Here is a 26380-nt window from a genome sequence, read left to right as displayed (position 1 = left end):
ACCCCCAGCAACAGGATAGTCAGCGGGTCTCTCAGGCGAGAGGACCGGCGACGCGGGCGGCGGTCTGGCGGGCGATCTCCAGCTCCTCGTCGGTGGGCACGACCAGCACCGTCACCTCGGCGTCGTCGGGTGAGACGACCCGCGGCTCCTTCGAGTGCGCGGCGTTGCGGGCGGGGTCGACCTCGATGCCGAGGCGGGACAGCCCGGAGACGGCGAGGGCGCGAGTGCGGGCGTCGTTCTCCCCCACGCCGGCCGTGAAGACGATCGCGTCCACGTGGCCGAGCGCCGCGTAGTAGGCGCCGATGTAGCCGCGAAGGCGGTAGCCGTACACGTCCATGGCGAGCCGGGCGTTCTCGTCGCCGGAGTCGACGAGCTTCCAGACCTCGCGCAGGTCGTTCGCGCCGGACATGCCGAGGAGGCCGCTCCGCTTGTTCAGCGCCTCGTCGATCTCGGGGAGGTCCATCCCGGCGACCCTGTTCAGGTACGCCGGGAGCGCCGGATCGACGTCTCCCGACCGGGTGCCCATGACGAGGCCCGCGAGCGGGGTCAGGCCCATCGAGGTGTCCACGCTCCGCCCGCCCCGGACGGCCGTGGCGCTCGCCCCGTTGCCGAGGTGCAGCACGATCGTGTTGACCTCGTCGTACGGCCTGCCGAGCAGTTCGGCGGCACGGCGGGAGACGTACGCGGCGGATGTGCCGTGGAAACCGTACCGGCGGACGCCGAGCTTCTCGGTCCACTCGCGGGGGACGGCGTAGGTGCGGGCGTGCGGCGGGATGGTCCCGTGGAAGGCGGTGTCGAAGACCGCGACGTGCGGCAGCCCGGGGAACGCCCGCCTGGCCACCCGGATGCCCTTCAGGTTGGCCGGGTTGTGCAGCGGCGCCAGGGGTGCGAGCTCCTCGATCGCCCGCTCGACCTCGTCGTCGATCAGCGTGGGCTCGACGAACCGGCTGCCGCCGTGGACGACCCGGTGGCCGATCGCGCCGACCCCGTCGAGCGGCGGGCCGTACTCGGCGAACGCCGCGAGGACGGCCTGTAGGCCCTCCTCATGGTCGGCGAACCGCCGCTCGACCCGCACGCCGCCGTGGACGAGAACGCTCGTCTCCTCGCCGATCCGCTCGACGAGCCCGCCGTTCTTCCCCGTGTCGGCCGGGCTCGCGGCGCCCATGTCGATCAGCCGATACTTGATCGACGACGACCCGCTGTTGAGGACGAGAACCTGCCCGACGCGCCCGGTGTCCCCCGCGTCGCCGTCCTGTCCGGTCATGGGGTCTCCCGCTGCTCGCGCGCCTGGGCCTGGATGGCGGTGATCGCCACGGTGTTCACGATGTCATTGACGGTGGCCCCCCGGGAGAGGTCGTTGACGGGCTTGCGGAGGCCCTGGAGGACCGGCCCGACCGCCACCGCGCCCGCGCTCCGCTGCACGGCCTTGTAGAGGTTGTTGCCGGTGTTGAGGTCGGGGACCACGAAGACCGTGGCCCGCCCGGCGACCGGGCTGTCCGGCATCTTGGTCCTCGCCACGCTCGGCTCGGCCGCCGCGTCGTACTGGATCGGCCCCTCGACCGGCAGGCCGGGCCGCAGCTCGCGGACGAGGGCGGTGGCCGTACGGACCTTGTCGACCTCCGGGCCGGCTCCCGAGTCGCCGGTGGAGTAGGACAGCATCGCGACGCGCGGCTCCACGCCGAACCGGGCGGCGGTGGCGGCCGACGAGATCGCGATGTCGGCGAGCTGCTCGGCCGTGGGGTCCGGGACGATGGCGCAGTCGCCGTAGACCAGCACCCGGTCGGCGAGGCACATGAAGAACACGCTCGACACGATGCCCACGCCCGGCGAGGTCTTGATGATCTCGAAGGACGGGCGGATGGTGTGGGACGTCGTGTGCGCCGCGCCCGACACCATGCCGTCGGCGAGCCCGAGGTGGACCATCAGCGTGCCGAAGTAGGACACGTCGGTCACGGTGTCACGGGCCTGCTCGACGGTCACGCCCTTGTGGTCGCGGAGCCGCGCGTACTCCTGAGCGAACAGCTCGCGCAGCTCCTCGTCGAACGGGCTGACCACTTTCGCGGCGTCGATCGCGAGGCCCATCTCGGCCGCGGCGAACCGGATCTCCGCCTCGTCGCCGAGCAGCGTGAGATCGGCGACGCCCCGGCGGAGCAGGCTGTCGGCCGCGCGCAGGATCCGCGGCTCAGCGCCCTCCGGCAGGACGATGTGACGGCGGTCGGCGCGGGCCCGCTCCAGCAGGTCGTACTCGAACATCAGTGGCGTCGTCGCGGCGGACTTGGTGACCCGCAGGCGCCGCAGCAGCGCGGCCGTGTCGATGTGCTCCGCGAACAGCCCGAGCGCGGTGTCGATCTTGCCGGTGGCGTCGGGGCTGAAGCGGCCCTCGGCGGCGGACAGCCGGGTCGCCGTGTCGAACGTGTCGCCGTCGGTCGCGATGATCGGGAGGCCGACGTCCATGCCGTCGATCAGCCGGGACACCGTCTCCGGGAGCGGCATTCCGCCGTTCATGATAATCGCCGACAGGACCGGGAACGTCTGCGCCCGGTGCGCGGCGAGCAGGCCGGGCACCAGAGCGGCGGCCCGGTCGGCGGCGACGATCACGGCCGCCCCCTCGGTGAGCCGGTCGAGAATGTTAGGCAGCGACATCGCCCCCACCATGAGCGCGCCGACCTCCCGGCCGAGCTGGCCCTCGTCGCCGCGGAAGAGCGTCCCCTCGCAGGCGGCCATCAGGTCGCTCACCGCCGGCGCGGACAGGCGCGGCACCTCGGGCAGGACGGACGCGTCCGGGACCCGCTCCGCGACGGCGTCCATCAGCTCCGGCGCGACCCGCGTGACCACGACGGCCAGCTCGGTCGCGTGCTTGTCCGCCAGCTCCTTGCCGGACATCTCGACGGCCGCGGCGATGTCGTCGGGCGTACGCCCGAGCCCGGTGACGACGTTGACGACCGGAGTTCCGAGGTTCGCCGCCAGCCCGGCGTTGAAGGCGAACTCCGTGGGCGCCCCCACGTCGGTGTAGTCGGTGCCGATCACCACCACGGCCTCGCACCGCGCGGCGAGGGCCCGGTAGCCCGCCATGATGTCGCCCGTCGCACGCTCCTCGTCGGCGTGGACGTCCTCGTAGGCGACCCCCACGCACATGTCGTACGGCAGGCTCATCCCGAACCGGGCTCGCGCCGTGTTGACCAGGTTGTCCTCGCGGCCGGCGCGGACGACGGGCCGGAACACGCCCACGCTCCCGACCTGACGGGACAGCAGCTCGATCATGCCGAGCGCGATGGCGCCCTTGTTGCTCCTGGCGTCGCCGGCCGCGACGTACACCCCGATCGCCATCGTGCGCCACCTTACTTTTACTGGCCTCGCTCCGCTCGGCTCTCGTGCAGGTTTACGCTACCGGCTGGTACGACCGGTCAGGAGCGCTGTCCCCCGAAGATCCCGTCACACATAATCGGGATATGACTAGCGCACTCGTGCTCGGCGGCGGCGGAGTGGCCGGGATCGCCTGGGAGGCCGGCATCGTCACGGGCCTCCGCCAGGAGGGCGTCGACCTCGGCACGGCGGACAGCATCGTCGGGACCTCGGCCGGATCCGTGATCGGCACCCTTATCGCGACGGGAGCCGACCTGGAGGCGGCCATCGCCCACCAGGTGGCCGTCGACACCGGCCCCGCGCCGGTGGTCGACCTTGACGGGGTGATGCGGGCGTTCGCCATCCTGTTCGACCCCAGCCTGGAGCCGCAGGAGGCGCGGCGCAGGGTCGGCCAGATGGCCCTCGCCGCGCCCGTCGACCACCAGGCGGCGCGCATCGCCGCCATCGGCGAGCGGCTCCCCATCAAGGAGTGGCCCGACCGCGACCTCCAGATCACCGCCGTGGACGCGGAGACCGGCGAGTTCATCGTCTGGGACAGGGCCTCGGGCGCGCCCATGGTGCTCGCCGTAGCGTCGAGCTGCGCGGTGCCGATGGTCTTCCCTCCGGTGGAGATCGGCGGCAGGCGCTACGTGGACGGCGGGGTCCGCTCCCCCACCAACGCCGACCTGGCCGCCGGGGCCGGGACTCTCGTCGTGCTGGAGCCTCTGGGTCACCTGTCCCCGCGGGCCACGCTCGAGGCGGAGCTGCGCGCCGCCGGGACGCCGCGGAGTCTCGTGATCCAGCCCGACGAGGCGGCGGCCGCCGTGTTCGGCGAGAACGTCCTCGACCCGGCTCTGTGGGGCCCCGCGTACAAGGCCGGGCTCGCCCAGGCCGCGGGCCTCGCCGAGCCCGCCCGCGCCGTCTGGACCCCATAGGCCGCCAGGCGACGGCCCGCGACGCCGCAACCCCGGCCGTGATCATGCACGGGTTCCCGAAGGCAGCTTCGACCTGCGCCAACCCTGGCCGTGATCATGCATATGTTCCGGCCGGGGCCATTGGCCTGCGGTGACTCGATCGGTGATCATGCTCCCCAGGCATGGCGCGCTTTGGTCAGCTCGCCTCGGTCACGGCCTTGCTCACGGCGTTCGGACCGTCGTACTGCCTGTCCGGAATCTTCTCCAGGGCCTTGACCAGGTCGTCGTCGGCGCCCTGGTCGCGGGCCGCCTGGACGAGGTCGGACTTCCCGGCGGGGTAGTCCACGCCCTTGAGGTGCTTCTGCAGCTCGATCGGGTTGGGTGCGCCAGCCATGACGTCTCCTCCCTGCTTCGCTGTCTTCGTCCTCCTCCTTTCGCCTACCCGCTCACGCCGGCGCCACTCAGGGCTCTCCGCGCATAGGCCCGGACGTCGGCATCGGAGTCGCCGAGCGCCCGGGAGAGCGCGTCCACCACCTCGGGCCTGCCCGCCCATCCCGACAGCGACATGACGGCGGCCTTCCGCACGTCGAGGTGCGGGTCCGTGAGCGCCGAGACCAGCGGCCCCACGGCGACCTCCGGCTCGGCCGCGGCGAGTCCCCTGGCGGCCCCGACCCGCACCTGCCACGCCGGATCGTCCAGCGCCCGCACGGCCACCGCGTCCAGTCCCCGGCCCGCCGTCCCCGCGGCCTCCAGCGCCGCCGCGCGGACGAGCGGGTCGGGATCGGCGGCCAGCCGGGTCAGGACGGCGGCCGCCGACGGCTTGCCGATCGTGCCGAGCCCCTTGGCCACCCAGACGCGGACCTCCCGGTTGGCGTCGCCCGCGGCCAGCCCGATCCGTTCGACGTCGTCGAGCGAGACCAGTCCGCGGACGGCCTCGATCCGCACCCGAGGATCGGCGTCGGCGAGCGCGGCCTCGAACACGGCGGTGTCCCCCAGGTGGAGCACCTTCAGGGTCTCGCACACAGCGGCCCGGACCACCGGGTCCCCATGGCCCGCGGCGGTTCGCAGGGTGGCGCCGAATTCGGGCGTGGCGGGCAGCACCTCGACCAGTTCCCGCAGGCCGGTGACCGCGGCACGCCGTACGGTGCCGTTGGGATCGCCAAGTGCCTCGACCAGGGCGGCGCCGACCCCCGCGGGGGCCGTCTCGGTCAGCGTGGCGATCGCCGCGCGGCGGACCTTGGGATCGTCGTCACCCAGGTAAGGGGCGATCTGGCCGAGCGTGGGCTGCTCGTCGGCGAGCCGGACGAGTTCCAGGATGCGGGGAGAGCGGCCGATCGCCTCTACTTCCAGCCGTCCGCCGGCCGTGTGCTTCATACCGCCCGCTGCGCCGTACGCACCGAGGACCACGACCTCGGACGGCCGGGGGTGGAAACCCTCGACGGGCACGTGGTAGGGCTCGATCGGGCGCTTCAGGAACTCCATCGCGCCGGCGGCGTTCTTCCGCAGGTTCAGGTGGAAGAGCCACTCCGCGTCGTCACGCTCGGGCAGGTCGGCGCGGTCGTGGTAGAGGCCCCACCGGCTCTCGGCGCGCACCAGAGACGACCGGGCGGCCATCTCGGCGCAGTCGCGGATGAAGGTGACCTCCGCGCACCGCATGAGCTCGTGGGGAGTCCGGGCGCCCATTGCGGCGATCTCGTCACGCATCCGCTCGAACGTCTCGAGAGCGATCTCCAGCTTCGTACCGATCTTCGGCGGGGCCACGTAGTCGTTGACGAACCGCCGGAGCTTGTATTCGACCTGGGGCTGCGGCGGCCCGTCCGGGTTGCGCAGCGGGCGGTAGATCAGCTCGTGGGCCTCGGCGATCTGGTCCTCCGGGAGGCGGCCAGGCGGCACCTCCCTGGCATGTCCGACCGCATGGGTTCCGGCCAGGTCACCGAAGACGAACGCCCCGATCATGTAGTTGTGCGGCACGCAGGCCAGGTCACCCGCGGCGTACAGCCCCGGAACCGTGGTCGCGCCGTTCTCGTCCACCCAGACGCCTGAGGCGGAGTGACCGCCGCACAGGCCGATCTCGGAGATGTGCATCTCGACGTCGTGAGTCCGGTAGTCATGCCCGCGACCGGCGTGGAAGGTGCCCCGGGTGGGCCGCTCGGTGGTGTGCAGGATGTTCTCCAGCGCGGTCACGGTCTCGTCCGGCAGATGGCTGAGCTTGAGATAGATCGGCCCCCGGGCGGAGCCGATCTCCCTGGCGACCTCGGCCATCATCTGACCGGACCAGTAATCGCAGTCGACGAACCGCTCCCCGCGGCTGTTGACCTGGTACCCGCCGAACGGGTTGGCCACGTATGCGCAGGCCGGGCCGTTGTAGTCCTTGATCAGCGGGTTGATCTGGAAGCACTCGATCCCGCTCAGCTCGGCCCCCGCGTGGTAGGCCATCGCGTACCCGTCCCCCGCGTTGGCCGGGTTCTCGTACGTGCCGTAGAGGTAGCCGCTGGCGGGCAGCCCGAGCCGCCCGCACGCGCCCGTGGCGAGGATCACCGCCCCCGCCGAGACCGTGACGAACCGGCCGGATCTGGTGTCGAACCCGGCCACCCCGACCGCTCGCCCCTCCTGGGTGAGCACGCGGACCGGCATGACCCGGTTCTCGATCCGCACCTTCTCGCGGATCTCACGGCGGCGCAGGACCCGGTAGAGCACCTTCTTGACGTCCTTGCCCTCCGGCATCGGCAGCACGTAATTGCCGGAGCGGTGGACGCGGCGGACGTTGTAGTCGCCGTACTCGTCCTTCTCGAACTTCACGCCGTACCGCTCCAGCCGTCGCACCATGTCGTAGCCGCGAGTCGCGGTCTGGTGGATCGTGCGCTGGTTGACGACGCCGTCGTTGGCCCGGGTGATCTCGGCGACGTAGTCCTCCGGGGTCGCCTTCCCGGGGATGACCGCGTTGTTCACGCCGTCCATGCCCATGGCGAGAGCGCCGCTGTGCCGTACGTGGGCCTTCTCCAGCAGGACGACGTCGGCGCCGTGCTCCGCGGCGGTGATCGCCGCCATCGTGCCCGCCGTCCCTCCGCCCACGACCAGCACCTCGCAGTCGAGGTGCAGGCGGTCGCCGAGGGGCGGGATCTCCATCGCGGCCTTCACGGCGGTCACATTCGTCACAGCTCCTCCAGGATGCGGGCGCGAAGTCCCGTCCGGTCCGTGGCGGGGTCGCGCGGCCCCGGCACATCGAGAACCGCCCTGATGCCGGTACGGCCCAGCGGGGCAGAGCCCAGCGCGGAAGGGCCCAGGACCACGATGCGGTCGCCGAGCAGCAGGGCCTCGTCGACGTCATGGGTGACGAAGACGACCGTCGCGGACGTGTCGCGCAGCACGTCGAGCAGCAGGCGCTGCATCTCCGCGCGAGTCTGCGCGTCCAGCGAGCCGAACGGTTCGTCCATCAGCACGGCCCGCGGCGCCCCCACGAGGGCTCGGGCGAGTTGCACGCGCTGGCGCATCCCTCCCGACAGCTCCCGGGGCAGCCGGTTGTCGAAACCGGCGAGCCCGACCCGCCCGATCCACTGCTCGGCGATCGCCATCCGCTGCCGCTTGGGCACTCCGCGGATGCCCAGTGGCAGCTCGACGTTGCCGCGCACGGTGCGCCACGGCAGCAGGCCGTCGTCCTGGAAGATCATCGCCCGGTCCGGGGCGGTGCCCGTCACCTCGGCGCCGTCGGCGAGGATCCGCCCGGAGTACGGCGGGAGCAGCCCGGCCAGGCCGCGGAGCAGCGTGGACTTGCCCGACCCAGACGGTCCGACGACAACGAGGACTTCCCCGGACGCCACCTCCAGGTGGATGTCCCGCAGCGCCGGATCGCTCCCGTAGCCGAGGGCGAGCCCGTCCAATGTGAGCGCCATGCCCGCGCGCCGGGTCTCCAACGCGTTCAGCGTCATGATCCGCTCCCTTCCGCCCGCGGAAGCCATCGGGTCAGGCGGCGGCCGAGCAGCTCTATCGCGGCCGCTGTGAGCCAGCCGAGCACGCCGATCGTGGCCATGCCGACGATCACGCCGGGATAGTCGACAACGGTGTACGCCCGCCACGTGCGGTAGCCCACGCCCAGCTCGCCGGAGATCATCTCCGCCGAGATCACGCAGATCCAGGCCACCCCCATGCCGACGGACAGTCCGCCGAAGATCCCCGGGAGCGAGCCCGGCAGGATCACGTTCCACAGCACGTGCCGCCGGCCGCCGCCGAGAGTGCGCACCGCGTCCTCCCACAGCACCGGCAGGGCCCGTACGGCATGCCGGGTGCTCACCATGACCGGGAAGAACGCCGCCGCGAACGTGATGAACACGATGCCCTGCTCGTCGGTGGGGAACAGCAGGATCGCGATCGGGACCATGGCGATCGCCGGAATGGGGCGGACCACCTCGATCAGGGGCAGCAGGGCGTCCCCGGCTCGCCGCGACCGGCCCACGAGGATCCCGGCGGTGATGCCCAGGACGGCCGCCAGGGCGAAGCCCGTCAGGATGCGGATCACGCTCTGCGCGAGATCCAGGTAGTAGACAGCCGTCTGAAGCTGCCGGACGAGCTCTCCCGCGACCTCGGCCGGCGACGGCAGCCGGTCGAATCGCAGCCCGATCCTGGCGTCGGCGGTCGTCAGCAGCTGCCACAGTCCCACGGCGAACAGCACCGACGCCGTCCTGATCGCCCAGCTCAGCCGGTCTCTACGCCGAGCTCCCCGCCCAGTCGCCAGGCCGGCGGCCGCGGCGGAGCCCCGCCGGTACGCGAACGGGACGGCCGGCGGGTCGGCCGGTGGGGTGGCCGGCGGGTCGGCCGGTGGGGTGGCCGGTGGGGTGGCCGGCGGGTCGGCCGGCGGGTCGGCCGGCGGGACGGCCGGTGGGGTGGCCGACGGGGTGGCCCGCGATGCCGTGCTCGTCATCGGTCGGCTCCCCCGGCCGCTGCGGCCTTCAGGGCGGCCGCGTAGTCCACCCGCTCGGCCTTGGGGTGGTCCTTCAGGAAGGCGTCGGCACCGTCACGGGTCGTGAACGGCCGGAGCCTGTCCTTCTCGTCCGCCGACGGGTCCTTCACCCAGACGGCCTTGTCGGCGAACCAGTGGGTGCCGGTGACGGTGTCGGCGACGTACGCCGCCCTGACGGTCTTCCCGGCCTTGGACACGGCGGCCACCTGGCGCAGCAGGCATGTCGGGGTGGCCGCCGGGTGGGTGATCGTCTCCCCGGCGAGCCAGAGCTCTCCCGCCGTGGCCGGGTCTGACACGGGGATCCCGCAGGCCCCGTCGGCGCCCGTGACGGCCGCCGCGTTGGCGGTCGAGGCCGTGTCGGAGTCATACGCGGCGCCGTATGCCTTCCTGATGTAGGAGTCGTTGACAAACCTGGAGACGTCGACGTCCCTGAAGTCGGTTCCGATCGACTTGAGGTAGGGCTCGTCGTGCTCCAGCGCCGCCTTGAGCTGTGGCTTGAGCGTCACGTCGAAGGTCGAGATGCCGTTGCGGCCGTTGTAGAGGTAGACCACCTCGGGAGGCAGGCCGGTCGCCTTCGCCACCGACTCGGCGGCCTCCAGCGGATGCTCGTGGAGGTATCGCGTCGCGTCGATCTGCGCCTGGAGGAACGCCTGGACGACGTCCGGGTGGCTCTTGGCGTAGGCCTGCCGTACGACCACGCCGTGGAAGGTCGGGACGCCGAGGGCCGAGCCGTCGAAGAGCAGGCGGGCCTGGTTCTTGAAGACCAGCAGTCCCGGCCAGGCGACGAACTGGGCGTACCCCTGGACCGAGCCCGACTGGAGCGCGGTCGCGCCGACCGGCGGCAGCTGGTTGACAGTCTCCACTCCGGTCGCCGGGTCGAGCCCGGCCCTCTCCAGCGCCTGCACGAGCGTGCCGTGCCCGGCCGAGCCGGCACTGGCCGAGACCTTCTGTCCCTTGAGGTCGGCGAGCGTCTTCGCGGGCGACGACGGCGGCACGACCACCATGTTGAGCCCGCCGCGCAGGTTGTAGCCGGTGACCGAGACCAGCTCTGTGCGGGCGGCGTCGATCGCCTGGGTGCGGGAGGCGTTGATCAGCAGGGGATAGTCGCCCATCGAGCCGATGTCGATCTTTCCGGCGACCATCTTGGCGGTGATCGGCGCGCCGGTGTCGTAGTCCTGCCACTCGACCCGGTACTTCCCGGCGAGCCGCTTCTCCAGGAAGCCCAGCGATCGCAGCAGGGTTCCGGCTGTCACGGTGTTGATGGTCTTCGACTGGTAGCCGATGACGACCTTGGCGTCGCCGGATCCCGCGGACCCCGGCTGGGCGCTGAGGGAACATCCCGCCGCCAGGAGGGCCGCGAGAGCGACGATCGTCTTGCGCATGGCGAACTCCTCGCTATCGCAGCAGGTAGGGGATGTTGACGGTCACGGCGTCCGCCGGACAGCGGTCCGCGCACGGGCCGCAGTACCAGCACTCGTCCACATGCATATAGGCCTTGCCGGTCTCGTCGCTGATCGCCAGGGAGTCGAGCGGGCAGATGTCCACGCAGAGCGTGCACCCCTCGATGCACAGCGACTCGTCGATGGTCACCGGCACGTCCAGACGCTGGTTGGCAAGAGTCATCGATCGCTCGCTCTCATTCGGTGGTTCTCCGGAGATTTCATTCGGTGGCCCTCCGGAGATGGCCGCGCATGGTGAGCCGGTCGCCCCGGAACCGGATGAACTCCAGGTCCACCGGGCGGCCGTGGGACAGGTGAGCCAGCCGCTCGACCATGAGCAGTGCCGCGCCACGCGGCGCGTCCAGCACGGCGGCGGTGTGGGCGTCGGCGTTGACGGCCTCGATCGTGAGCTCGGCCATGCCCAGCGGCTGTCCCGCGATCCTCTCCAGCAGGACGAACACGTCGTTGTGCTCCAGGTCGGCGTCGAAGAGTGGCTCTCCCATGTCCCTGACCAGGTAGGTCAGGTCCAGCGACAGCGGCAGGCCGTTGAGCCTGCGCAGCCGCTCGACGTAGACCACCGACTCCCCCGGGGGGAGGTCGAGCCTCGCGCGGACCGCCGCCGGAGGCTGGATGAGGCCCATCGCCCGGACCTCGTTGGTGACCTCGCCATGCTCGCTCAGCGTCTCCGCGAGCCCGAGCAGCCGGTGCAGGCCGTGGGGGTACTTCTCGGCGACGACCGTGGTCCCGACTCCCGGGCAGCGCTCGATGAGGCCCTCGTCGCGCAGCAGGTCGAGGGCCTCCCGGATGGTGTTGCGCGACGTGCCGAACTCGCGGGCGAGCGCGGCCTCCAGTGGCAGATGGCCGTCACCGAAGCTCCCGTGCAGGACTTCGCGCCGTAACAGGTCGGCCACCTGCCTCGCCCGGTCCGCCCGCCGTCGCCGTGTTTCCGCCAGCTCCATGGCCGCAACCCTAGCTATCAGGTAGGGAAAGCTGGATAACGGGCGGATTACGCTACTCCGAGCACCGGCTATAGGGGCACTAGCTGCGGTTTCATCCAAAATTACGGGAGAACCGCCACCTTGGTGAGAAGGCGACGATCCCGGGTAGCGGGCGTCACGTGGCTGATCCCCTCTTGCTCGCCGCACAGGATCTGCGGCTCGACGTCAACGCGCTCGACTACCTGATCCTCGCGATGTACTTCCTGGTGGTGCTCGGCATCGGCTTCGCCGCGCGCCGTGCCGTACGGACGAGCCTGGACTTCTTCCTCTCCGGCCGGTCCCTGCCGGCGTGGATCACCGGGCTGGCGTTCATGTCGGCCAACCTCGGCGCCATCGAGATCCTGGGCATGGCCGCCAACGGCGCGCAGTACGGCCTGATGACCGTGCACTACTACTGGATCGGCGCCGTCCCCGCGATGGTGTTCCTCGGCATCGTGATGATGCCGTTCTACTACCGCTCGAAGGTGCACAGCGTCCCCGAGTTCCTCCGCAGGCGGTTCAACGGGGCGACCCAGCTCTTCAACGCCGCCACCTTCGCGATCGCGCAGATCCTCATCGCCGGCATCAACCTGTACGCCCTGGCGCTCGTCATGGAGGCGCTGCTCGGCTGGCCGCTCTGGCTGTCGATCGCCGTCTCGGCCGCCATCGTGCTGGGATACATCACGCTCGGCGGGCTGTCCTCGGCGATCTACAACGAGGTCATGCAGTTCTTCGTCATCGTCGCCGGGCTCGTCCCCATCGTGGTCCTCGGCCTGATCAGGGTGGGCGGATTCTCCGGCCTCGGCGAGAAGGTCCGGCAGAGCGTGCTCGGCGACGGCGGGCTGCACACCTGGGCCCAGACGGGCGGCGCCGGCAACCCCCTCGGGTCGAACTGGATCGGCATCGTGTTCGGCCTGGGTTTCGTGCTCTCATTCGGTTACTGGACGACGAACTTCGCCGAGGTGCAGCGGGCGCTGTCGGCGCGCAACACCAACGCCGCCCGGCTCACCCCGATCGTCGCGGCGTACCCCAAGCTGGTGATCCCCGCCGTCACGGTGATCCCCGGCCTGGTCGCGCTCGTACTTTTCCGCAACCTCGGCAAGGACGGCGGCCCGGCGTACAACGACGCGATCCCCCTGCTCATGGACAAGTTCCTGCCGAACGGCGTGCTCGGCGTCGCGGTGACCGGCCTGCTCGCGTCCTTCATGGCGGGCATGGCGGCCAACATCAGTGGCTTCAACACGGTCTTCACCTACGACATCTGGAAGTCCCACATCCAGGGCGACCGTCCCGATGAGTGGTATGTGAAGCTCGGCCGCATCGCGACCGTCGGCGGCGTGATCGGCGGCATCGGCACGGCGTTCATCGCGGCGGGGTTCAGCAACATCATGAACTACCTGCAGGCGCTGTTCTCGTTCTTCAACGCGCCGCTGTTCGCGACGTTCATCCTCGGCCTGTTCTGGCGCCGGATGACGGCGTGGGCCGGCTTCTGGGGCCTGGTCTCCGGTACGGCCGCCGCCTTCGCCACGTACATCCTCTACAAGTCCGCCGTGCTCGACTTCGGCACGGACCTGAACGCCAGCTTCTGGGGCGCGGGCATCGCCTTCGTCGTCGACATCCTCGTGTCGGCCGCCGTCACGCTGGCCACGACCCCGAAGCCGGAGAGCGAGCTGCGGGGCCTGGTCTACGGCCTCAGCGACGCCTCCATCAGCGACGACGCACTTTCGGGCGACACCGCTTGGTATCGCTCCCCGGTCATCCTCGGCGCCGGAGCGGTGGTCCTCGCCGCGGCGTTCTACCTGCCCTTCCTGTAGGAGGTTTCCATGGCCGCGCCCCAACGGCTCTTCGACATCCGCCGCGTCATCGGTGGCCTGTTCCTGGTGTACGGAGTGATCCTCACAGTGACCGGGCTCCTGGACGACTCCCATGCCATCGGCAAGGCGGAGGGAGTCCGTATCAACCTCTGGACCGGGATCGCCATGCTGGTTGTGGGCGGCGCGTTCGTGCTCTGGGAACGCCTGCGCCCCTCCGACGCCCCCGCGCCCTCCACGGAGGAGCCCTCCGAGTGATTCCCGGCGCGTCCGGTTCAAGAGGCCCGGTCTTAAGCGGCCCCGTCTTAAGCGGCCCGGTCTTAAGCGGCCCGGTCTCAAGAGGCCCCGTCTTAAGCGGCCCGGTCTCAAGAGGCCCCGTCTTAAGCGGCCCGGTCTCAAGAGGCCCGGCGGCTGACCGGGCTTCGCCTGCCGTACGCGCCGGCGGGCCGGCCGGGGCTCCGAGGTGACAGATCGGCGAGGTCGGCCGCCCTGATGAGGCCGTCTTTGGCCACCGTGCCGGCGATGGTGGCGCTCGTGACCAGGACCGGCGGGATGAGCCGCGCCGGGATCGAGACCGTCGTCCCGTTGGCCACGGTGGTCGTGCCGTACACCGTCTTGCCGCAGGCGATGTCAACGGCGAACCGGGCGGCGCTGCGCGCCTCGGAGCCGATCGGCTTGTAGACGGTCATAGTCTGCGTGCCGATCAGAATCCGCCGGATGGCGGCGAGCTCGGCGTCCTGCCCGGTCAGCGGCGTTCCGGGGCGGACGCCCGTGCGTTCCATGGCCGCGGCGACGCCGCCCGCCATGCCGTCGTCGGCGGAGTAGACACCGATGACCTTGCCGGGTCCGAGAGCGGCGAAGGCTCCACCGGCCTCGTCCGCGGCCTTGGCGGCGTTCCAGCCCGGGACGTCGTACTCACGGGCGATCGTCACCTGCCCGTCCAGCACCGAATGGGCCCCCTTCTTGAGCTCGGCCGCGGCAGGGTCCTCCGGCGAGCCGTTCAGCATCACGATCGGCCCGCGCCCGGGGTCGCCCCCGGCCTTGATAGCGTCGAGCAGCGCCCGGCCCTGCATCCTGCCGATCTCAACGTTGTCGAACGACGTGTAGGCGTCCACGGGACCGTTCGCCAGCCGGTCGTACGCCACGACCTTGGCCCCGAAGACCTTGGCCTTAACCACGGAGGGCGCGATCGCCTTGGCGTCCACCGCGTCGAGGATGAGGACCTTCACGCCGTCCCCGAGTAACGCGTCGATCTGCCGGCGCTGGGTGGCATGGTCGTGGTTCGCGTTGTTGTAGACGATCTCGCAGCGGGGGCAGAGCGATGCGACGGCCCGCGTGATGGAGGGCCGGTCGTACTTCTCATAGCGGGCCGCCGTCTTCTCGGGGAGCAGCAGGCCGATCCGGAAGCCTTCGGCGAGAGTGCCCACGGCACCGATCGCCGCTCCGGAGTCCTTTCCGCCCGTGCCACACCCGGCAAGGCCCAGCAGGAAAGCGAGGGAGACACCCCTCGCCGCTACGCGAAACCGACGTCTCCCCACAGCGAACCTCCCGGTCAACCGCAAGAAACCACCAGGCGCTGCCGTACCCGACCGTTTGCGGCACGACGCCCCGGCATACCTCGTGCGTGCCGTGGGGTGGGGCGTTCTTGGTCCCGATCACCCAGGCCGATCCCCCGCCGCGACTCCCGGCTGGCCGGAGATCGGGGAGATCGAGGTGATCGCCTTCTTGAGTGGGGTCCTCGTCGTCGAGACGCCAGCGGCAGCCGGTCCGGAGGCCACAGCGGAACGGATCTCCCTCACGCTGGACGTGACCTGGACCGGCCAGTTGTATGGCGATTGGGAAACGATCACTCCGCCTCCCGACCGGCCGATCCACGCACACACTAAGTTGTGAGAGACTCCACCATTGCGGGGCGGTAGCTCAGCCGGTTAGAGCATCGGACTCATAATCCGTGGGTCGTGGGTTCAAGTCCCACCCGCCCTACTCGCGATCATGGCCCTGACCTGCGATTTCTCGACGATTCGCGATCTCGGGGCGAGCAGAAGACGGCCGATGGTCGCTCGTTGGTCGCTCTTGAGCACGGATCGGGCACGCGTTAGATCGTTTAGATGGCCTTCGTTGGGCCAGTCTTCAGAGACGATCAAGAGAAGACCACTGGCTCTCCCCTCCTACCGTGGAGACCTGACCTAAAAAGGGCTGGGCGTGGGAGAGACCAGACGCAGGATGAGAGCGCGGATGGAGCGGACCGTGGGCGGGCGCCCGGGCCGCTTCGGCTGGCAGGTATGGGCATGACACTGTTTCATCAGATCGCGGTGCCAGCGCAGGACGGTGTCCGGACGGACGAGGAGCCGCAGCCGGCGCAGGACCCCGCGGGGCAGCGACGCCAGAAGGGCGGCGAGAAAGGCCCGGTCTTCCGGGGCGAATCTCACCCTCGTGTCGGCGCAGAGTTGCCGCTCAAGGACGCTGATCTGGTGACGCAGGGCGAAAATCTCGACATCCTTGTCGCGATCTCCCAACGGCAGCAACCGCAGCGCCGCGAAGGCGTTCGTGACGGCGAGATATGCCAGGCGAAAGAGCACGGCCGAACATCATTCCGCACGCCCTGACGGCCGGAGATCACGCACGCCAGACGAAGCCATAGCCAAAGCCGTGACCTGGGCCGAGACATTACCGGCAGGCGCAGTCCCGCCGCACTTACGCCGCCCCGATCAACTGCAGCTCGTGAATACTTACGGTTTAGCACCACGCGGAGCCGTGGCGACCGCCAGTCACTTCTACACCGTATTTGTCGCCATTGTTGCCTTCCGCGTCATATTCGCCATCATCGGAGCCTTCCTCGAAGTCGCCCGGAAACCAAATGCCGAGATAAACCTCAGCCTCATTGAGTTTCTTCTTGAAACAAATTTTTCTCGGAAAGGTTGAATCGCTATCTCCAGCCCTAAGCCAGCCCTGATCTTCTGCAGCGCCCACATAGAAAGATTTGACAGCATCTCGAGATGCCATAGGACCGTAATATTGTCCCGCAAAGGCAAAGCCGTCATCATCATCACAACCCGAGTAGCGATCACCCTTAGCTGTGACATAAGCCGGATGAGCATCCAAGATGCCGAGAGATTTCAAGTTTTGGGAGAATTCCATATCGGCACTCGTACAGCCATGAATTGTACCATTAATCAACCAAAGGCTAGCAACGACTAGACCGCCAAGCGCAATCAAAGGAACAGTTACCACGATGCCAACTCGTACACGACGCATGGATAAACCTATTCCCTCTTTCTCCATCTTGATATGTCGGTCAAATTGTGCATTGCTGGTTGATTTTGCACCTTGGTCGGTAACCCTACCTGGTGCGGCTCGCGACGGGAAGGTCGTGGACCGAGCCTGGAAGCGATCCGGAGAGGCCAGGACCGGGATGTTCAACCCCTGGATCTCCGCCTTGCCAAAGGTATGGCCGTCGGGCCGCGATGTGGCCCGACTAGATCAGCCCCTGCCAAGGACCAGAACCGGTCTAGCTTGGGTATGCGGCAGGCGAGTAGCGCACCGGTCTCGGTCACTACCGCCAGACGGCGATAGTGACGGGCGTCGAAACCCGTCGGCCAATTCTGCGTTGGTCTGAGCCCTTACGCAGATGGACCAGGATCAGCGGAGACTGCCGGCCGGATTCATCTTGACCCAGTGGGGAGATCGCGCAGCGCTTGCTCCGGATTACTCCGGCACGTGGCCAGGTGCGACGTGACAACGGCAAGGCAGCAGGGCAGAACAGCACTGAAGCTCCTGGTGGTTCCTGGGTGATCATGGTCGATAGCCAGTTTTCGCCAGGAGCTTCGCCATTCGTGGGTCATCGCTGCATAGAGATGACCCACGGTATAAGGGGAGTGCCACAAGCAACCTACGTAAGTCTTTGGCAACCATCGTCGTGATGCCCGCTGGCGGAATGGCTCGCAGCAGTGGCTAAGTTAATCAGGATCGGGGAAACTAATCAGCCCATCATACTCCCTCTACCATAGCTGTCCATCATCCCATAGAGTTTCGCAGATTTCTTTGACGAAGTTCCAGTATTTCTGCTCCAGTTTCGGGTCATTGCGTATGTCTCCGTATGACCGTAGCTCCCTGAGTTTATCCGCGTTATACCATCTGACGGCCCGCCGCGAGACCGCGTTGTTGTGCCGATCTATCTTGGAGTCCCAACTATTCGGGTCCTGATCACTCTCATGATTGTCGCCGATCTTTTTGGCGGTTTCCGCCCCGCACATGTCTGTCAGCGCGACCTGCATAATACAGTGCCTCATCGCATTCTTCTTACAGCTATGCTTCTTCTTCTTACAGCCATCAGGTGTGCTTTCTTTGGTGCCAGAGAGCTTGAAAGCCCAATCCCTGACATAGAATGCGAGCAGGCAAATGGCATTCGACACGCCCCAACACTCCCGGGGTCGCGGATCTCTTCTCTGACCTTTTCGGGCTACGTAGGCGACAGCATCTTCGCCCTTTAGTGCAGCACCAATACCCTGGCTGTTTAGTTCGGATAGAAGCGGGCTTGCCCCCTGCTTCTGTTGCTGAACCTGGTCTCTTTCCTCTACATCCAGCGCATCGTCGCCGTCCTCTTGCAGGGGGCAGTTTGGATCATTCCTAAGGCATGGACCGGATCCATCGGCTGGTTGGGGGTAGAGGCCTGTGGGGTCAGAAAGGTTCAGCGGATTATTTCCCGAATAGGAGTATGGATTGGCTAAATCAGGGGCGCCATTGCCGAGCAGAGGGTCCGTACTGATGAACTTAGACATGCTTGGGGAGTAGTAACGAGCGTCGAGATTCACCAGGCCAGAGCCATTGTCCTCGACTTTGCCCAGGAAGCCGCGGTCTGTGCCGGAGAGGTCGTCACGTCCACCACGTCGACCTCCGAATGGAAGGTACTTCTGTCGGCTGACGCTACCCGATGCGTCGTCAATCGAGAGTTCTTCGCTGCCTGTCCGTCCGGCAAGCAGCCATGTCACTCCCGCCTGGCCTCCGACGCGCATGGCGACGGTAGCCCCGTCAGGGGTCTGGTAGTACCGTCTGCCGGTCACCTGTCCATTGGCTAACTCGAGCTCCATCACGCCCAGGTACAGCACAGTCTTGTCAGCTTCGCGCCGGATTAGGCGCTTGCCATCAGCGCCGTAGACCATCTCTACGGAGTTGCCCGCGGTGGTCGCCTTCGCCAGCTGTCCAATCTGATTCCACTCATACGTGGTTGTCGTACTGCCGACGTCTTGTGAAGCGAGCTGTCCCCGAGAGTCATAAGTGTAGGTCTCCGTACCTGATGGCCCAGCGATAGAGGTCACTGCGTTGGGCCGGACGGCGGCGGCACCGGATTGCGGGTAGTTGTAGGTGCGTGTGGTTCCTGAGTCAGTGATCGTCTTGATGTTGCCAGCGGCATCGTAGGTGTAGGCGAGTTTGTACGGATCAGGTCCAAACCCGTTAGCGCCCGCCGTGCATGTTTGTGTGGTCGTGAAGGCCGAAGCGAGCCGGCGCCGCTCGTCGTAGGAGAAACATTCCGTTTGGGGGGTCACGGTCCCGCCCACGATCGTGGTCTTGTCTACAATCGAGGTTAATGCACCAGCGGTGTCGTAAGAGTAGACGTCGTCCTGTGCGGTGATGGAGGTGCCGCTTCCTGCACTGGACACCGTTTTTAGCGAGGTGAGCTGGTTCGTTGCGGAGTCCCATGTCAAGGTCCTTATGACCCGACCCGATGCGCCAAAGGTTCGCGACAATAGCTTGCCCGTTGGCGAGTAAAGGGTGTCCTTCAGGTATGTGAACCCGCCGCTGAAATCTGACGACAAGCCGGTAGTAAGCCCCACATCGCTTGAGGTAGTCGTGATGGTCTCCGCCGGGAGTCCGCCAGCTGCGGGGAGCCCCTTAGTGACCTCACGCCCCACCTTGTCGTAGCTGGCAGAGAAGGTGTACGTGCCCGCGAGTAAGCCTTCGGCAGGAGGAATAGTCAGCGTCGAACCGGTCGGGCGATCGCCCGCGTCGTAGGCAGTCACCGCATCCGTGTACGGCTGCCCGCCCGTCCATCGTGTCGCCGATGTCAGCTTGCCCTTGACAAGGGTATCGAAGACCCATTCCGCCAGTTTAGTTCCTGAGCCTGGATTCCCTTGCCATTGTTCGATCTTCCGGCCTAGATCATCATAAACCGTAGAGATGGTGACACCCTCGGCGTCGGTCGTCGAAACCTGATTCCCCGCAGCATCGTACGCGGCGGTGGTGGAACCGAAATCGGGGTCGCTTGACGCAATAGGATGCCTCGCCCAGTCGTAGGTAAACATGCGAATATTGCCGTTGGCATCTACGGTCTTGGTGAGATTGCCGAACACGTCGTACTCTCGCACGCTGTCCAGCCATTGAGAGCCGCTCTGCTCGGAAATCTTGGTAATCTTTCCCGCCGGATCAGTCGCGTAGGTAGTCTTGCCGCCGAGCGGCGGCGTCACCGTGTACTGGTCCATGCCTGTATATGCGGTGGTAGTACGACGCACCTCAGCCGCTCCACCGTATTGAATCTTCGCAGTTTGGCGTTCCAGGCCATCAAGTACAGTCTTAACCCACGACGGCACGTCGCTTATCGCAGGATTCAGCAGCCCTGCACCAGCTGTCGCACTGTTATATAGGGGAGCGGACTTGACTACTTCCAACCCCCGCTCGTCATAGGCAGTGATCTTGATCATCCGCCCGCCCACAGGCGAGGGCATCTGCTCTTCCCGAAGCCTGCCCAGTCCATCTTCGAAGGAAATGGAACTTATCCACTTGGCTGAGGCGCCGGCACCCGAAAGTAGCTTGTCTACGCGTACGCTCGCGGCGCTTGTCGGCTGCCCAAGATTTCCATCGAATGGAATAGCGTACGTGATCTTCGCGGCGGGAGTACCGCCGCTTTTAGGCTGACCATGAGTCCAAAGCGCCGTCGTGCGGCCTAACGCATCGTAGTCGATGTTCGCATCACGGTTATTTGGATCACGGACGCCAACGACCCCTCCATGCATAGGCGATAGCCAAGCCGTCTGCACGTATCCAAGAGGATTTGTCCTTGTTATCCCGTCAACTGGGTAACCCACCGCAGGAGCATAAGTGATCGACGTGACTTTACCTCGGGCATCCGTAACCGATGTCGGCCGTCCATAGCCATCAAAGAGAGTCTTTTCCGTCGACACATGCGTGGCGTCGGTCCAGGTGCGACTCTCGGTCTGGTCCCCGCGGGTCGGTTTGTTGGTTGCCGGGTCAGTGCCTCCGTCATACAAGGTCGCGGTCCGGCCGATCACCTCGCCAGCCGCACAGTCGTCACCCTTATGGGTTTCCATCACAGAGGGCAACGCAGTGATCCACTGGCCATTATCGGTATTCCGCGCGTACGACATCGTGGCACACGTGTTATCACCGCCGTTGCCGCGTTCCCCGTAGTCGTTGACCTTGACCGGTAGCCCGTCGGAGTTGTAGGTAGTCGCGGCCTCGGTGTAGCGCCAGCCTGAAGTGACCTTCTGCCGGGCCACTTGCCGGGTCTGATTGACCATGTGCGGGTCACCGATGCCTGGGCCGTTCCCGGTCACGACGTTGGCGTACTCATACCGGGTTGACTGCTGCTCGTCGTAGCCGATTGGGGTCACTGTTGGGCAGGAACCGAGGTCTTTCCAATTGGCACCAGCTGCTGGTGGGGTCGTCAGGAAGAGCATCTGTTTGAGGGCTTCCCAATGATGATTGTTGTAAGTCACCCGGTTGCCAATGTTGTACAGGCCGCCAGATACCCAGGCCGGATAGGTGCATTGAACCTCAGGCGGAAGGTATTGACGTCGAAGCGTCTGGTCTTGCAGAGCCCGGCCGGACAGGACGCGAAGGTCGTCATACGCGTTGCCGTCGAAGTCGGAGACCTGGGTATGCTTGGGCGTACCATTGGCCAGAGTGTCCTCATAGAGGCCGCGGAAGAAGGAAGTGCTGGTGGTGCTGTAGCGCTCCATATCGGTGCCGGCGCCCTTGACCACGCGTACGGTCTGATAGCCGCGGAATTGAGTCCACTCCCCGGACCAGTTGACGCACGGTGGCGGGTTGGGCTGGGGTGGATCCCAGCAGACCGCGGACGGCACACCGTATTTTGCTTCCCGCGCCCAGGCCGGACGGCCCACGTATTCGTATTGGGTCACCATGTCAGGGGAGGCGGCGACCAGGTCTCTGTCAAGCACCTGTGTGACAAGCCACTTGTTCCACACCGTACCGACCACGTGGAAGACGTTGTTGGCGTCGTAGTACCTGTTCTTGTAGACCCAGTAGCAGTCGCTGCCCTCGTCGTCGCGGGCCGTGGCCTTGGTCTCGTCGCTCAGAGCACAGCCCGACGGTTGGCCGTAGCTAACCTCGGTTCGGCCGCCCAGCCCGTTGTTGACCGCGGCGATTCTTGGGAATCGAACTGCTGGATTTTGCGAGCTGGTGGCCCCCCTGCGGTTGTCCAGCACGGTGGCGTCGAAGTCCACGACCGGCATGGCGATGTCCGGGCCATCGCCCGCTAGGCCAACGGTTCGGATCGTGTTCAGCCACAGCACCGGCCGGGTTGGAATCGTGTTCCCGTTGACTGTCATGGTATCGGTGTAGATCCACGAGTAGCCCAGTTCCAGGCGTGTCACGTCATCCCACGCGGTCGAGGCGGGATTCCATGCGGCGCTGGTCACCGTGTCCAGGCGTTTGGTGATGAAGTAAGACGGACCGGTCGCAGGACAGTTGCTGGAGTCGCATTTGTCTTCGGTTCCGTAATTGACGTGGATAAGATCAGTCGGCGTGTCGTTCTCGATGAGCGAGGTTCCCGAGGAGGCTTGTTCGCGGTTCACTGTGGCAAAGGTGACTCGCCCCGTCGGTAGTGATCCGGCCACGTTTACGTTCTGCCCGTAGCTGATCTCGGACAGGTACCCACCCCGGTCATAGATCAGCCGATACGCGGCCGAGTTGCACAGATTGCCCGGGGCGCGGCAGTACGCGTTCTCCTCCCGTGCCCAGGTGTAGTCGACGACATTACCCTTGGGGTCGATTTCCTGGTCGAGCATCCACCGCCAGGGCGCGTAGCAAAACGCCTCCGGCTGCATGTACGGGTCCGGAGAGGCAGGGTACTTGTCGTGGCAGGGCTCACCCGCGCCGTCTCCCAGATAGGGCACCTGCCAAGCCGCATCGCGGTGATACCCGAAGCGGTAGACCGTCCCATCCTGGGTGGTAACTCGCCAGTACGCCTTTCCGGACTCTGCCCCTGTGGCGATGCTCTCGATCTTCCAGCCAAAGTCTTCAACCGTCTTATATGCGCCGCTGGTCGCATCCCTGACGATGCGCGACGAGCGTCCACCCACCGAGAGGACCAGGCCTGGTGTCGCCGCACTATCAGTGCTCTGCCAGCACAGATGCTGAGATCCTGTGGTCTGGCATGAAATAGTCCTGTCGAATTCCTGCTCGATATACCCACCGCCGATCTCCCAGCCCATCCCTATCACAGAGGCCTGGTTGTTGGTCAGCGCAGTGAGGGAGTCCACCGCGGAGGAGGAGTAATCCAGCGAGAGCTTCGGCGCACTGCCACCTGGTGACGGGGCGGTGGGGATGGGATAGCTGTATGTGAATCCGCCGCCCGATAACCCGACCTGCCAGGTGCCGCTGGGCTTGAGATCGGTAGCCGCGAACGATCCAGTGCTGTCGCCGGAGGTTGAGGACGTCGAGGAAGCGATTACATAAACCGGGCCTGTGCCCGCAACAGCGGACGCCTTCGCTGTTGGCGATGCCGGGCTGGCCATGCCGTCTACAGTGGATGCGGGAGCGGCGTTCAGCTCCGCTGTTAGCGTGCCTTTGCGAACATCGTTGGAGACGGGGATCTGACGAACCCCAGCGATCTGCTTTGCACATTCGCCTGTGTTGAAGGTGGTGGTGAGGACGCAGGACGGAAGCTCGATCAGGGTCAGCCGCGAGGCGAACCCGCCCGAGTAGGCATCCCGGAAGCCGGAATAATCCAGACTCACGGTCACTATCCCCGACGTGGTCCCACCGTCCGCGCGAGTTAGACGAACGCCGAATCCGATACCACCGATGCGGCGTACCGCCTTGTCATCAAGAACCTGCACGCGAACCTTGGTCAGGGAAGCCGTCTTTGTCTCGGTAGCTTCAATGGCCGCCTTGGAGGATCCAGCAGTCGGCGCGGGTGGCTTTGCGCGGCCCACCTGAACAGGAAGGCTTGCGACAGGTGCTAAACCTTGAGTGCTTGGAACGGCGATCTCGGCAGTTCCAGCGCGCGGCCATGCTGGCTCAGCGCGCTTGGCCGGTTTGGCAGCGTCCTCAGCACCCTTAACAACCTTCGCCCGAGGTACGGCATGCCCCTCGACCGACGGCTCATCCGAGGCCGGAGCCGCCGCAACCGCCTCCTGCACAAGACCGTCAGGAACCCCCACCCCTGAGATAAGGACGGCGAGGACCAGGAACGCTCCACCAGCAACCAGCCACAGACGCCTGCACGAGACAAGCACGCCGCACCCTCCACAACCTGCCGAGACGCGCGGCACGCCAGCGAGCCGCCCCCGTCATAAGATCCACATAAAGGGATCACCGCTAATGTGATCGCGGAGGGTGGAGCTGACCAGAGCCAAAGCGGTTAGGCAGTGACCACGATGGGTTACCAACTACCAGTCAGCCCGTCAGTCGAGTAAACATCGGCGCTGATCACCGCCCAGCCGAGCCCGCACACCAGCTGCAGCCGAGGTACACCGGGCCCACACTATGTGATCCACATCACATAAGAGAGTCACCCGCCGGGACTTCGCATCCCATAGGTGCGGTCGAACCGGCAGCGCGATCCATGAATCCGATCAATCGCCGATCCGATTTTATTGCCAGGAACCATGCCCGCCTCACGAATTTTCATGCCTGTGTGACGGGCCCGGTCGGTGTCACCGTGGGGGTGAGCAGGCCGTCGCGTTCGAGGGTGCGCAGCGTTTGGGTGAGCATCTTTTGGCTGACTCCGGCCAGCCGGCGGGACAGTACGGAGTAGCGCATTGACCGTGGCTGGGCGGCGCAGTCTTTGCCCGGGGTGCGGACCGTCGCTGCCGAGCGCGGCCAGGTGAACCGCACCGAGTTTCGTAGGAGGTCTGAAGCCAACATCATCTGCTGGCGGAAGGGAGAATCACGACACGATGGCGGCCCCGAGGAAGTACCCAAAAGCTTCGCGAGCGCGCGGCTACCTACCGGCGCTGCCAGGAGAAATAGCAAAGGCGCATGGTTGCTCGGCGGTTGCTCGTGCGGGCAGACCGATGGTTGCTCGCGGGATTATCCCCGATATTGCTCGGTGGTTGCTCGCGTGTACGCAGCACCGCGCGACATGGCGCGGCATGCCCTGACACGTAAACGACACTAAGGGAGGACGAAGAGATATAAATCAGTACACTCCGGCAGGGGGCGGCATTGATCAAGGCGACTCATAATCCGTGGGTCGTGGGTTCAAGTCCCACCCGCCCTACTCGCGATCATGGCTCTAACCTGCGATTTCTCGACGATTCGCGATCTCCGGGCGAGCAGAAGACGGCCGATGGTCGCTCGTTGTTTGCTCGCGTGTCGCCGGTCGAGCGCCCCAACCATCGGACTTCGGCATCGGATTCTTCCTGATCGGGCACGGGTCGGGCACCCGGTAGATCGTTTAGATCCCTTGCATCTAACCAGACTCCGAAGACGATCAAACCCGAACACCTCACAGGCTTCGCCCCCCTTCCTACGGCACGCTGGCGGTGAAGAACACTGCGCCTGCCGAAAATTCCATCCATGCAGTTCAAGCGGCATGTGAGTACTCGTGAAGAACTCCACCAAGTCGGTCCCGTCGGCGTATGGTCAGGTCGGCGATCCGCTCTAGGTCGATGATCGGATCCGGGACGGAACGCAGCGGGGCGGCTTGGGCGAGGGCTTGGTGGGCTCGGTGCCGGTTGTAGAAGTACTCGTACTCGCGCAGGCCGTGCCGCAGGTGGCGTTCGTTCCACAATAGGCAGCGGTCGAGAAGCTCACGGCGGCACGACTGCACCCACCGCTCCATGATCGCGTTCATCTGCGGCATCCGGATACCGGTGAGCACGGTCCGGATGCCGGACTCGGCGAGGATCTCGTCCATGAGCGCCGGGAACTTCCCATCCCGGTCGCGGATCAGGTAGCGGGCCCGACAGCCAGCGTCCTCCACATCCATCACCAGATTCCTGACGGCCTGCACGACCCAGCTCGCGGTCGGGTGTGCGGTGGTGCCGAGTACGCGGACGCGTCTGCTTGCGTGTTCGATGACGGCCAGGATGTACTGACGCCGCCCATCAAGGGTGAAGGTCTCGATGAAGTCGCACGCCAGTAGAGCTTCGGCTTGGGAGCGGAGGAAGTCGGCCCAGGTGGTGGACGCCCGCTCGGGTGCCGGTTCGATGCCTTCCTGTTTGAGGATCTCCCAGACCGTGGACGGCGCGATCGTGATGCCGAGCGTGGTGAGTTCTCCGTGGACCCGCCGGTAGCCCCAGGATGGGTTCTCCCGGACTAAGCGCAGGACGAGAGCGCGGATGGAGCGCACCGTGGGCGGGCGTCCACGCCGTTTCGGCACGCAGGCGCGGGCATGGCGCCGTTTCATCAGATCACGGTGCCACCGCACGACGGTATCTGGCCGGACGAGGAGCCGCAGCCGCCGCAGGACGTCGTGGGGCAGCGGTGCCAGGAGGGCGGCGAGGAAGGCTCGGTCTTCGGGAGCAAACCTCACCCGGGTGCCGGTGCCGAGTTGCCGTTCGAGGATGGTGATCTGGTGACGCAGGGCGAGAATCTCGATGTCCTTGTCCCGATCGCCGATCGGCAGCAACCGCAGCGCGGCGAAGGCGTTAGTGACGGTCAGGTAGGCCAGGCGGAGAAGCACAGCCGGTCATCATGCCGCATAGCTTCACTGCGGCAGCTGAAGATCACGGACCTT

General features: G+C 66.6%; 18 protein-coding genes and 1 tRNA gene. 5 read left to right on the top strand and 14 right to left on the bottom strand.

Annotated elements, in window-relative coordinates; translation table 11 throughout:
- Positions 1-31 precede the first annotated feature (31 nt).
- Together N5079_RS07025 and pta are read right to left on the bottom strand one after the other, a co-directional pair.
- On the bottom strand, positions 32-1264 hold the full coding sequence (locus N5079_RS07025) for an acetate/propionate family kinase (RefSeq protein WP_261582752.1): 1233 nt from the start codon (positions 1262-1264) through the stop codon (positions 32-34).
- The gene (pta, locus tag N5079_RS07020) at positions 1261-3327 is read right to left on the bottom strand and encodes a phosphate acetyltransferase (RefSeq protein WP_261582750.1); all 2067 of its coding nucleotides are present in this window, start codon (positions 3325-3327) and stop codon (positions 1261-1263) included. Before pta ends, N5079_RS07025 begins: the two co-directional genes overlap by 4 nt.
- A gap of 122 nt (positions 3328-3449) precedes the next feature.
- On the opposite strand from pta, the gene N5079_RS07015 reads away from it, so the two are divergent.
- Positions 3450-4277: a patatin-like phospholipase family protein gene (locus N5079_RS07015; protein ID WP_261582749.1), complete on the top strand. Its 828-nt coding sequence runs from the start codon at positions 3450-3452 to the stop codon at positions 4275-4277.
- Between the two features lie 175 nt (positions 4278-4452).
- Here the strand turns inward: N5079_RS07015 and N5079_RS07010 are convergent, their stop codons facing one another.
- Genes N5079_RS07010 through N5079_RS06980 form a run of 7 tightly spaced genes read right to left on the bottom strand, consistent with a single transcriptional unit; the run spans position 4453 to position 11608 of the window.
- Positions 4453-4650, bottom strand: coding sequence for a DUF2795 domain-containing protein (locus N5079_RS07010; RefSeq protein ID WP_261582747.1), 198 nt, complete (start codon positions 4648-4650; stop codon positions 4453-4455).
- A 44-nt stretch (positions 4651-4694) separates the two neighbouring features.
- Positions 4695-7403, bottom strand: a complete 2709-nt coding sequence (locus N5079_RS07005; protein ID WP_261582745.1) for a fumarate reductase/succinate dehydrogenase flavoprotein subunit — start codon at positions 7401-7403, stop codon at positions 4695-4697.
- 5 nt (positions 7404-7408) lie between these two features.
- Entirely contained in the window at positions 7409-8182 is a 774-nt protein-coding gene (locus tag N5079_RS07000) for an ABC transporter ATP-binding protein (protein ID WP_261582744.1), read from the bottom strand.
- On the bottom strand, positions 8179-9171 hold the full coding sequence (locus tag N5079_RS06995; RefSeq protein ID WP_261582742.1) for an ABC transporter permease: 993 nt from the start codon (positions 9169-9171) through the stop codon (positions 8179-8181). Before N5079_RS06995 ends, N5079_RS07000 begins: the two co-directional genes overlap by 4 nt.
- A complete protein-coding gene (locus N5079_RS06990; RefSeq protein ID WP_261582740.1) occupies positions 9168-10592 on the bottom strand; it encodes an ABC transporter substrate-binding protein in 1425 nt (474 codons plus the stop codon). Before N5079_RS06990 ends, N5079_RS06995 begins: the two co-directional genes overlap by 4 nt.
- 13 nt (positions 10593-10605) lie before the next feature.
- Positions 10606-10833: a ferredoxin family protein gene (locus N5079_RS06985; RefSeq protein ID WP_261582738.1), complete on the bottom strand. Its 228-nt coding sequence runs from the start codon at positions 10831-10833 to the stop codon at positions 10606-10608.
- 37 nt (positions 10834-10870) lie between these two features.
- Positions 10871-11608, bottom strand: coding sequence for a GntR family transcriptional regulator (locus N5079_RS06980; protein ID WP_261582737.1), 738 nt, complete (start codon positions 11606-11608; stop codon positions 10871-10873).
- 158 nt (positions 11609-11766) lie between these two features.
- On the opposite strand from N5079_RS06980, the gene N5079_RS06975 reads away from it, so the two are divergent.
- Both N5079_RS06975 and N5079_RS06970 read left to right on the top strand, forming a co-directional pair.
- Positions 11767-13440, top strand: coding sequence for a sodium:solute symporter family protein (locus N5079_RS06975; protein ID WP_261582735.1), 1674 nt, complete (start codon positions 11767-11769; stop codon positions 13438-13440).
- 9 nt (positions 13441-13449) lie between these two features.
- Complete coding sequence (locus N5079_RS06970; RefSeq protein WP_261582734.1) at positions 13450-13695, top strand: hypothetical protein; 246 nt, start codon at positions 13450-13452, stop codon at positions 13693-13695.
- Between the two features lie 137 nt (positions 13696-13832).
- Here N5079_RS06970 and N5079_RS06965 read toward each other — a convergent pair whose 3' ends face one another.
- Entirely contained in the window at positions 13833-14864 is a 1032-nt protein-coding gene (locus N5079_RS06965; protein WP_261582733.1) for a substrate-binding domain-containing protein, read from the bottom strand.
- Between the two features lie 482 nt (positions 14865-15346).
- Here N5079_RS06965 and N5079_RS06960 point away from each other — a divergent pair.
- Positions 15347-15420, top strand: a tRNA-Ile gene (locus tag N5079_RS06960).
- Positions 15421-15719: 299 nt separating this feature from the next.
- Entirely contained in the window at positions 15720-16043 is a 324-nt protein-coding gene (locus tag N5079_RS06955; RefSeq protein ID WP_261582732.1) for a hypothetical protein, read from the top strand.
- Between the two features lie 130 nt (positions 16044-16173).
- On the opposite strand, the gene N5079_RS06950 is transcribed toward N5079_RS06955, so the two are convergent.
- The 4 genes from N5079_RS06950 to N5079_RS06935 form a co-directional block, all read right to left on the bottom strand.
- Positions 16174-16857 carry a hypothetical protein gene (locus N5079_RS06950; protein ID WP_261582730.1) on the bottom strand — a complete coding sequence of 228 codons (684 nt, stop codon included), beginning with the start codon at positions 16855-16857 and terminating at the stop codon, positions 16174-16176.
- Positions 16858-17435: 578 nt separating this feature from the next.
- Positions 17436-23933, bottom strand: a complete 6498-nt coding sequence (locus tag N5079_RS06945) for an RHS repeat-associated core domain-containing protein (RefSeq protein WP_261582729.1) — start codon at positions 23931-23933, stop codon at positions 17436-17438.
- Positions 23934-24324: 391 nt separating this feature from the next.
- The gene (locus N5079_RS06940) at positions 24325-24459 is read right to left on the bottom strand and encodes a winged helix-turn-helix transcriptional regulator (protein ID WP_261582728.1); all 135 of its coding nucleotides are present in this window, start codon (positions 24457-24459) and stop codon (positions 24325-24327) included.
- A 766-nt stretch (positions 24460-25225) separates the two neighbouring features.
- The gene (locus tag N5079_RS06935; protein WP_261582726.1) at positions 25226-26326 is read right to left on the bottom strand and encodes an integrase core domain-containing protein; all 1101 of its coding nucleotides are present in this window, start codon (positions 26324-26326) and stop codon (positions 25226-25228) included.
- Positions 26327-26380 lie beyond the last annotated feature (54 nt).

The organism is Planotetraspora sp. A-T 1434, from assembly GCF_025420585.1.
In the GTDB taxonomy this organism is placed as follows: domain Bacteria; phylum Actinomycetota; class Actinomycetes; order Streptosporangiales; family Streptosporangiaceae; genus JAOEGB01.
This window is presented reverse-complemented; position numbering and strand designations above follow the sequence as displayed.

Bases quoted from the DNA above. Each gene is read 5' to 3' on its own strand.
- N5079_RS06995 (WP_261582742.1), bottom strand. From the start codon at position 9,171: ATGACGAGCACGGCATCGCGGGCCACCCCGTCGGCCACCCCACCGGCC.
- N5079_RS07000 (WP_261582744.1), bottom strand. From the start codon at position 8,182: ATGACGCTGAACGCGTTGGAGACCCGGCGCGCGGGCATGGCGCTCACA.
- N5079_RS07025 (WP_261582752.1), bottom strand. From the start codon at position 1,264: ATGACCGGACAGGACGGCGACGCGGGGGACACCGGGCGCGTCGGGCAG.
- N5079_RS06980 (WP_261582737.1), bottom strand. From the start codon at position 11,608: ATGGAGCTGGCGGAAACACGGCGACGGCGGGCGGACCGGGCGAGGCAG.
- N5079_RS06940 (WP_261582728.1), bottom strand. From the start codon at position 24,459: ATGCGCTACTCCGTACTGTCCCGCCGGCTGGCCGGAGTCAGCCAAAAG.
- N5079_RS06985 (WP_261582738.1), bottom strand. From the start codon at position 10,833: ATGACTCTTGCCAACCAGCGTCTGGACGTGCCGGTGACCATCGACGAG.
- N5079_RS07015 (WP_261582749.1), top strand. From the start codon at position 3,450: ATGACTAGCGCACTCGTGCTCGGCGGCGGCGGAGTGGCCGGGATCGCC.
- N5079_RS06990 (WP_261582740.1), bottom strand. From the start codon at position 10,592: ATGCGCAAGACGATCGTCGCTCTCGCGGCCCTCCTGGCGGCGGGATGT.
- N5079_RS06970 (WP_261582734.1), top strand. From the start codon at position 13,450: ATGGCCGCGCCCCAACGGCTCTTCGACATCCGCCGCGTCATCGGTGGC.
- pta (WP_261582750.1), bottom strand. From the start codon at position 3,327: ATGGCGATCGGGGTGTACGTCGCGGCCGGCGACGCCAGGAGCAACAAG.
- N5079_RS07010 (WP_261582747.1), bottom strand. From the start codon at position 4,650: ATGGCTGGCGCACCCAACCCGATCGAGCTGCAGAAGCACCTCAAGGGC.
- N5079_RS06955 (WP_261582732.1), top strand. From the start codon at position 15,720: ATGGGCATGACACTGTTTCATCAGATCGCGGTGCCAGCGCAGGACGGT.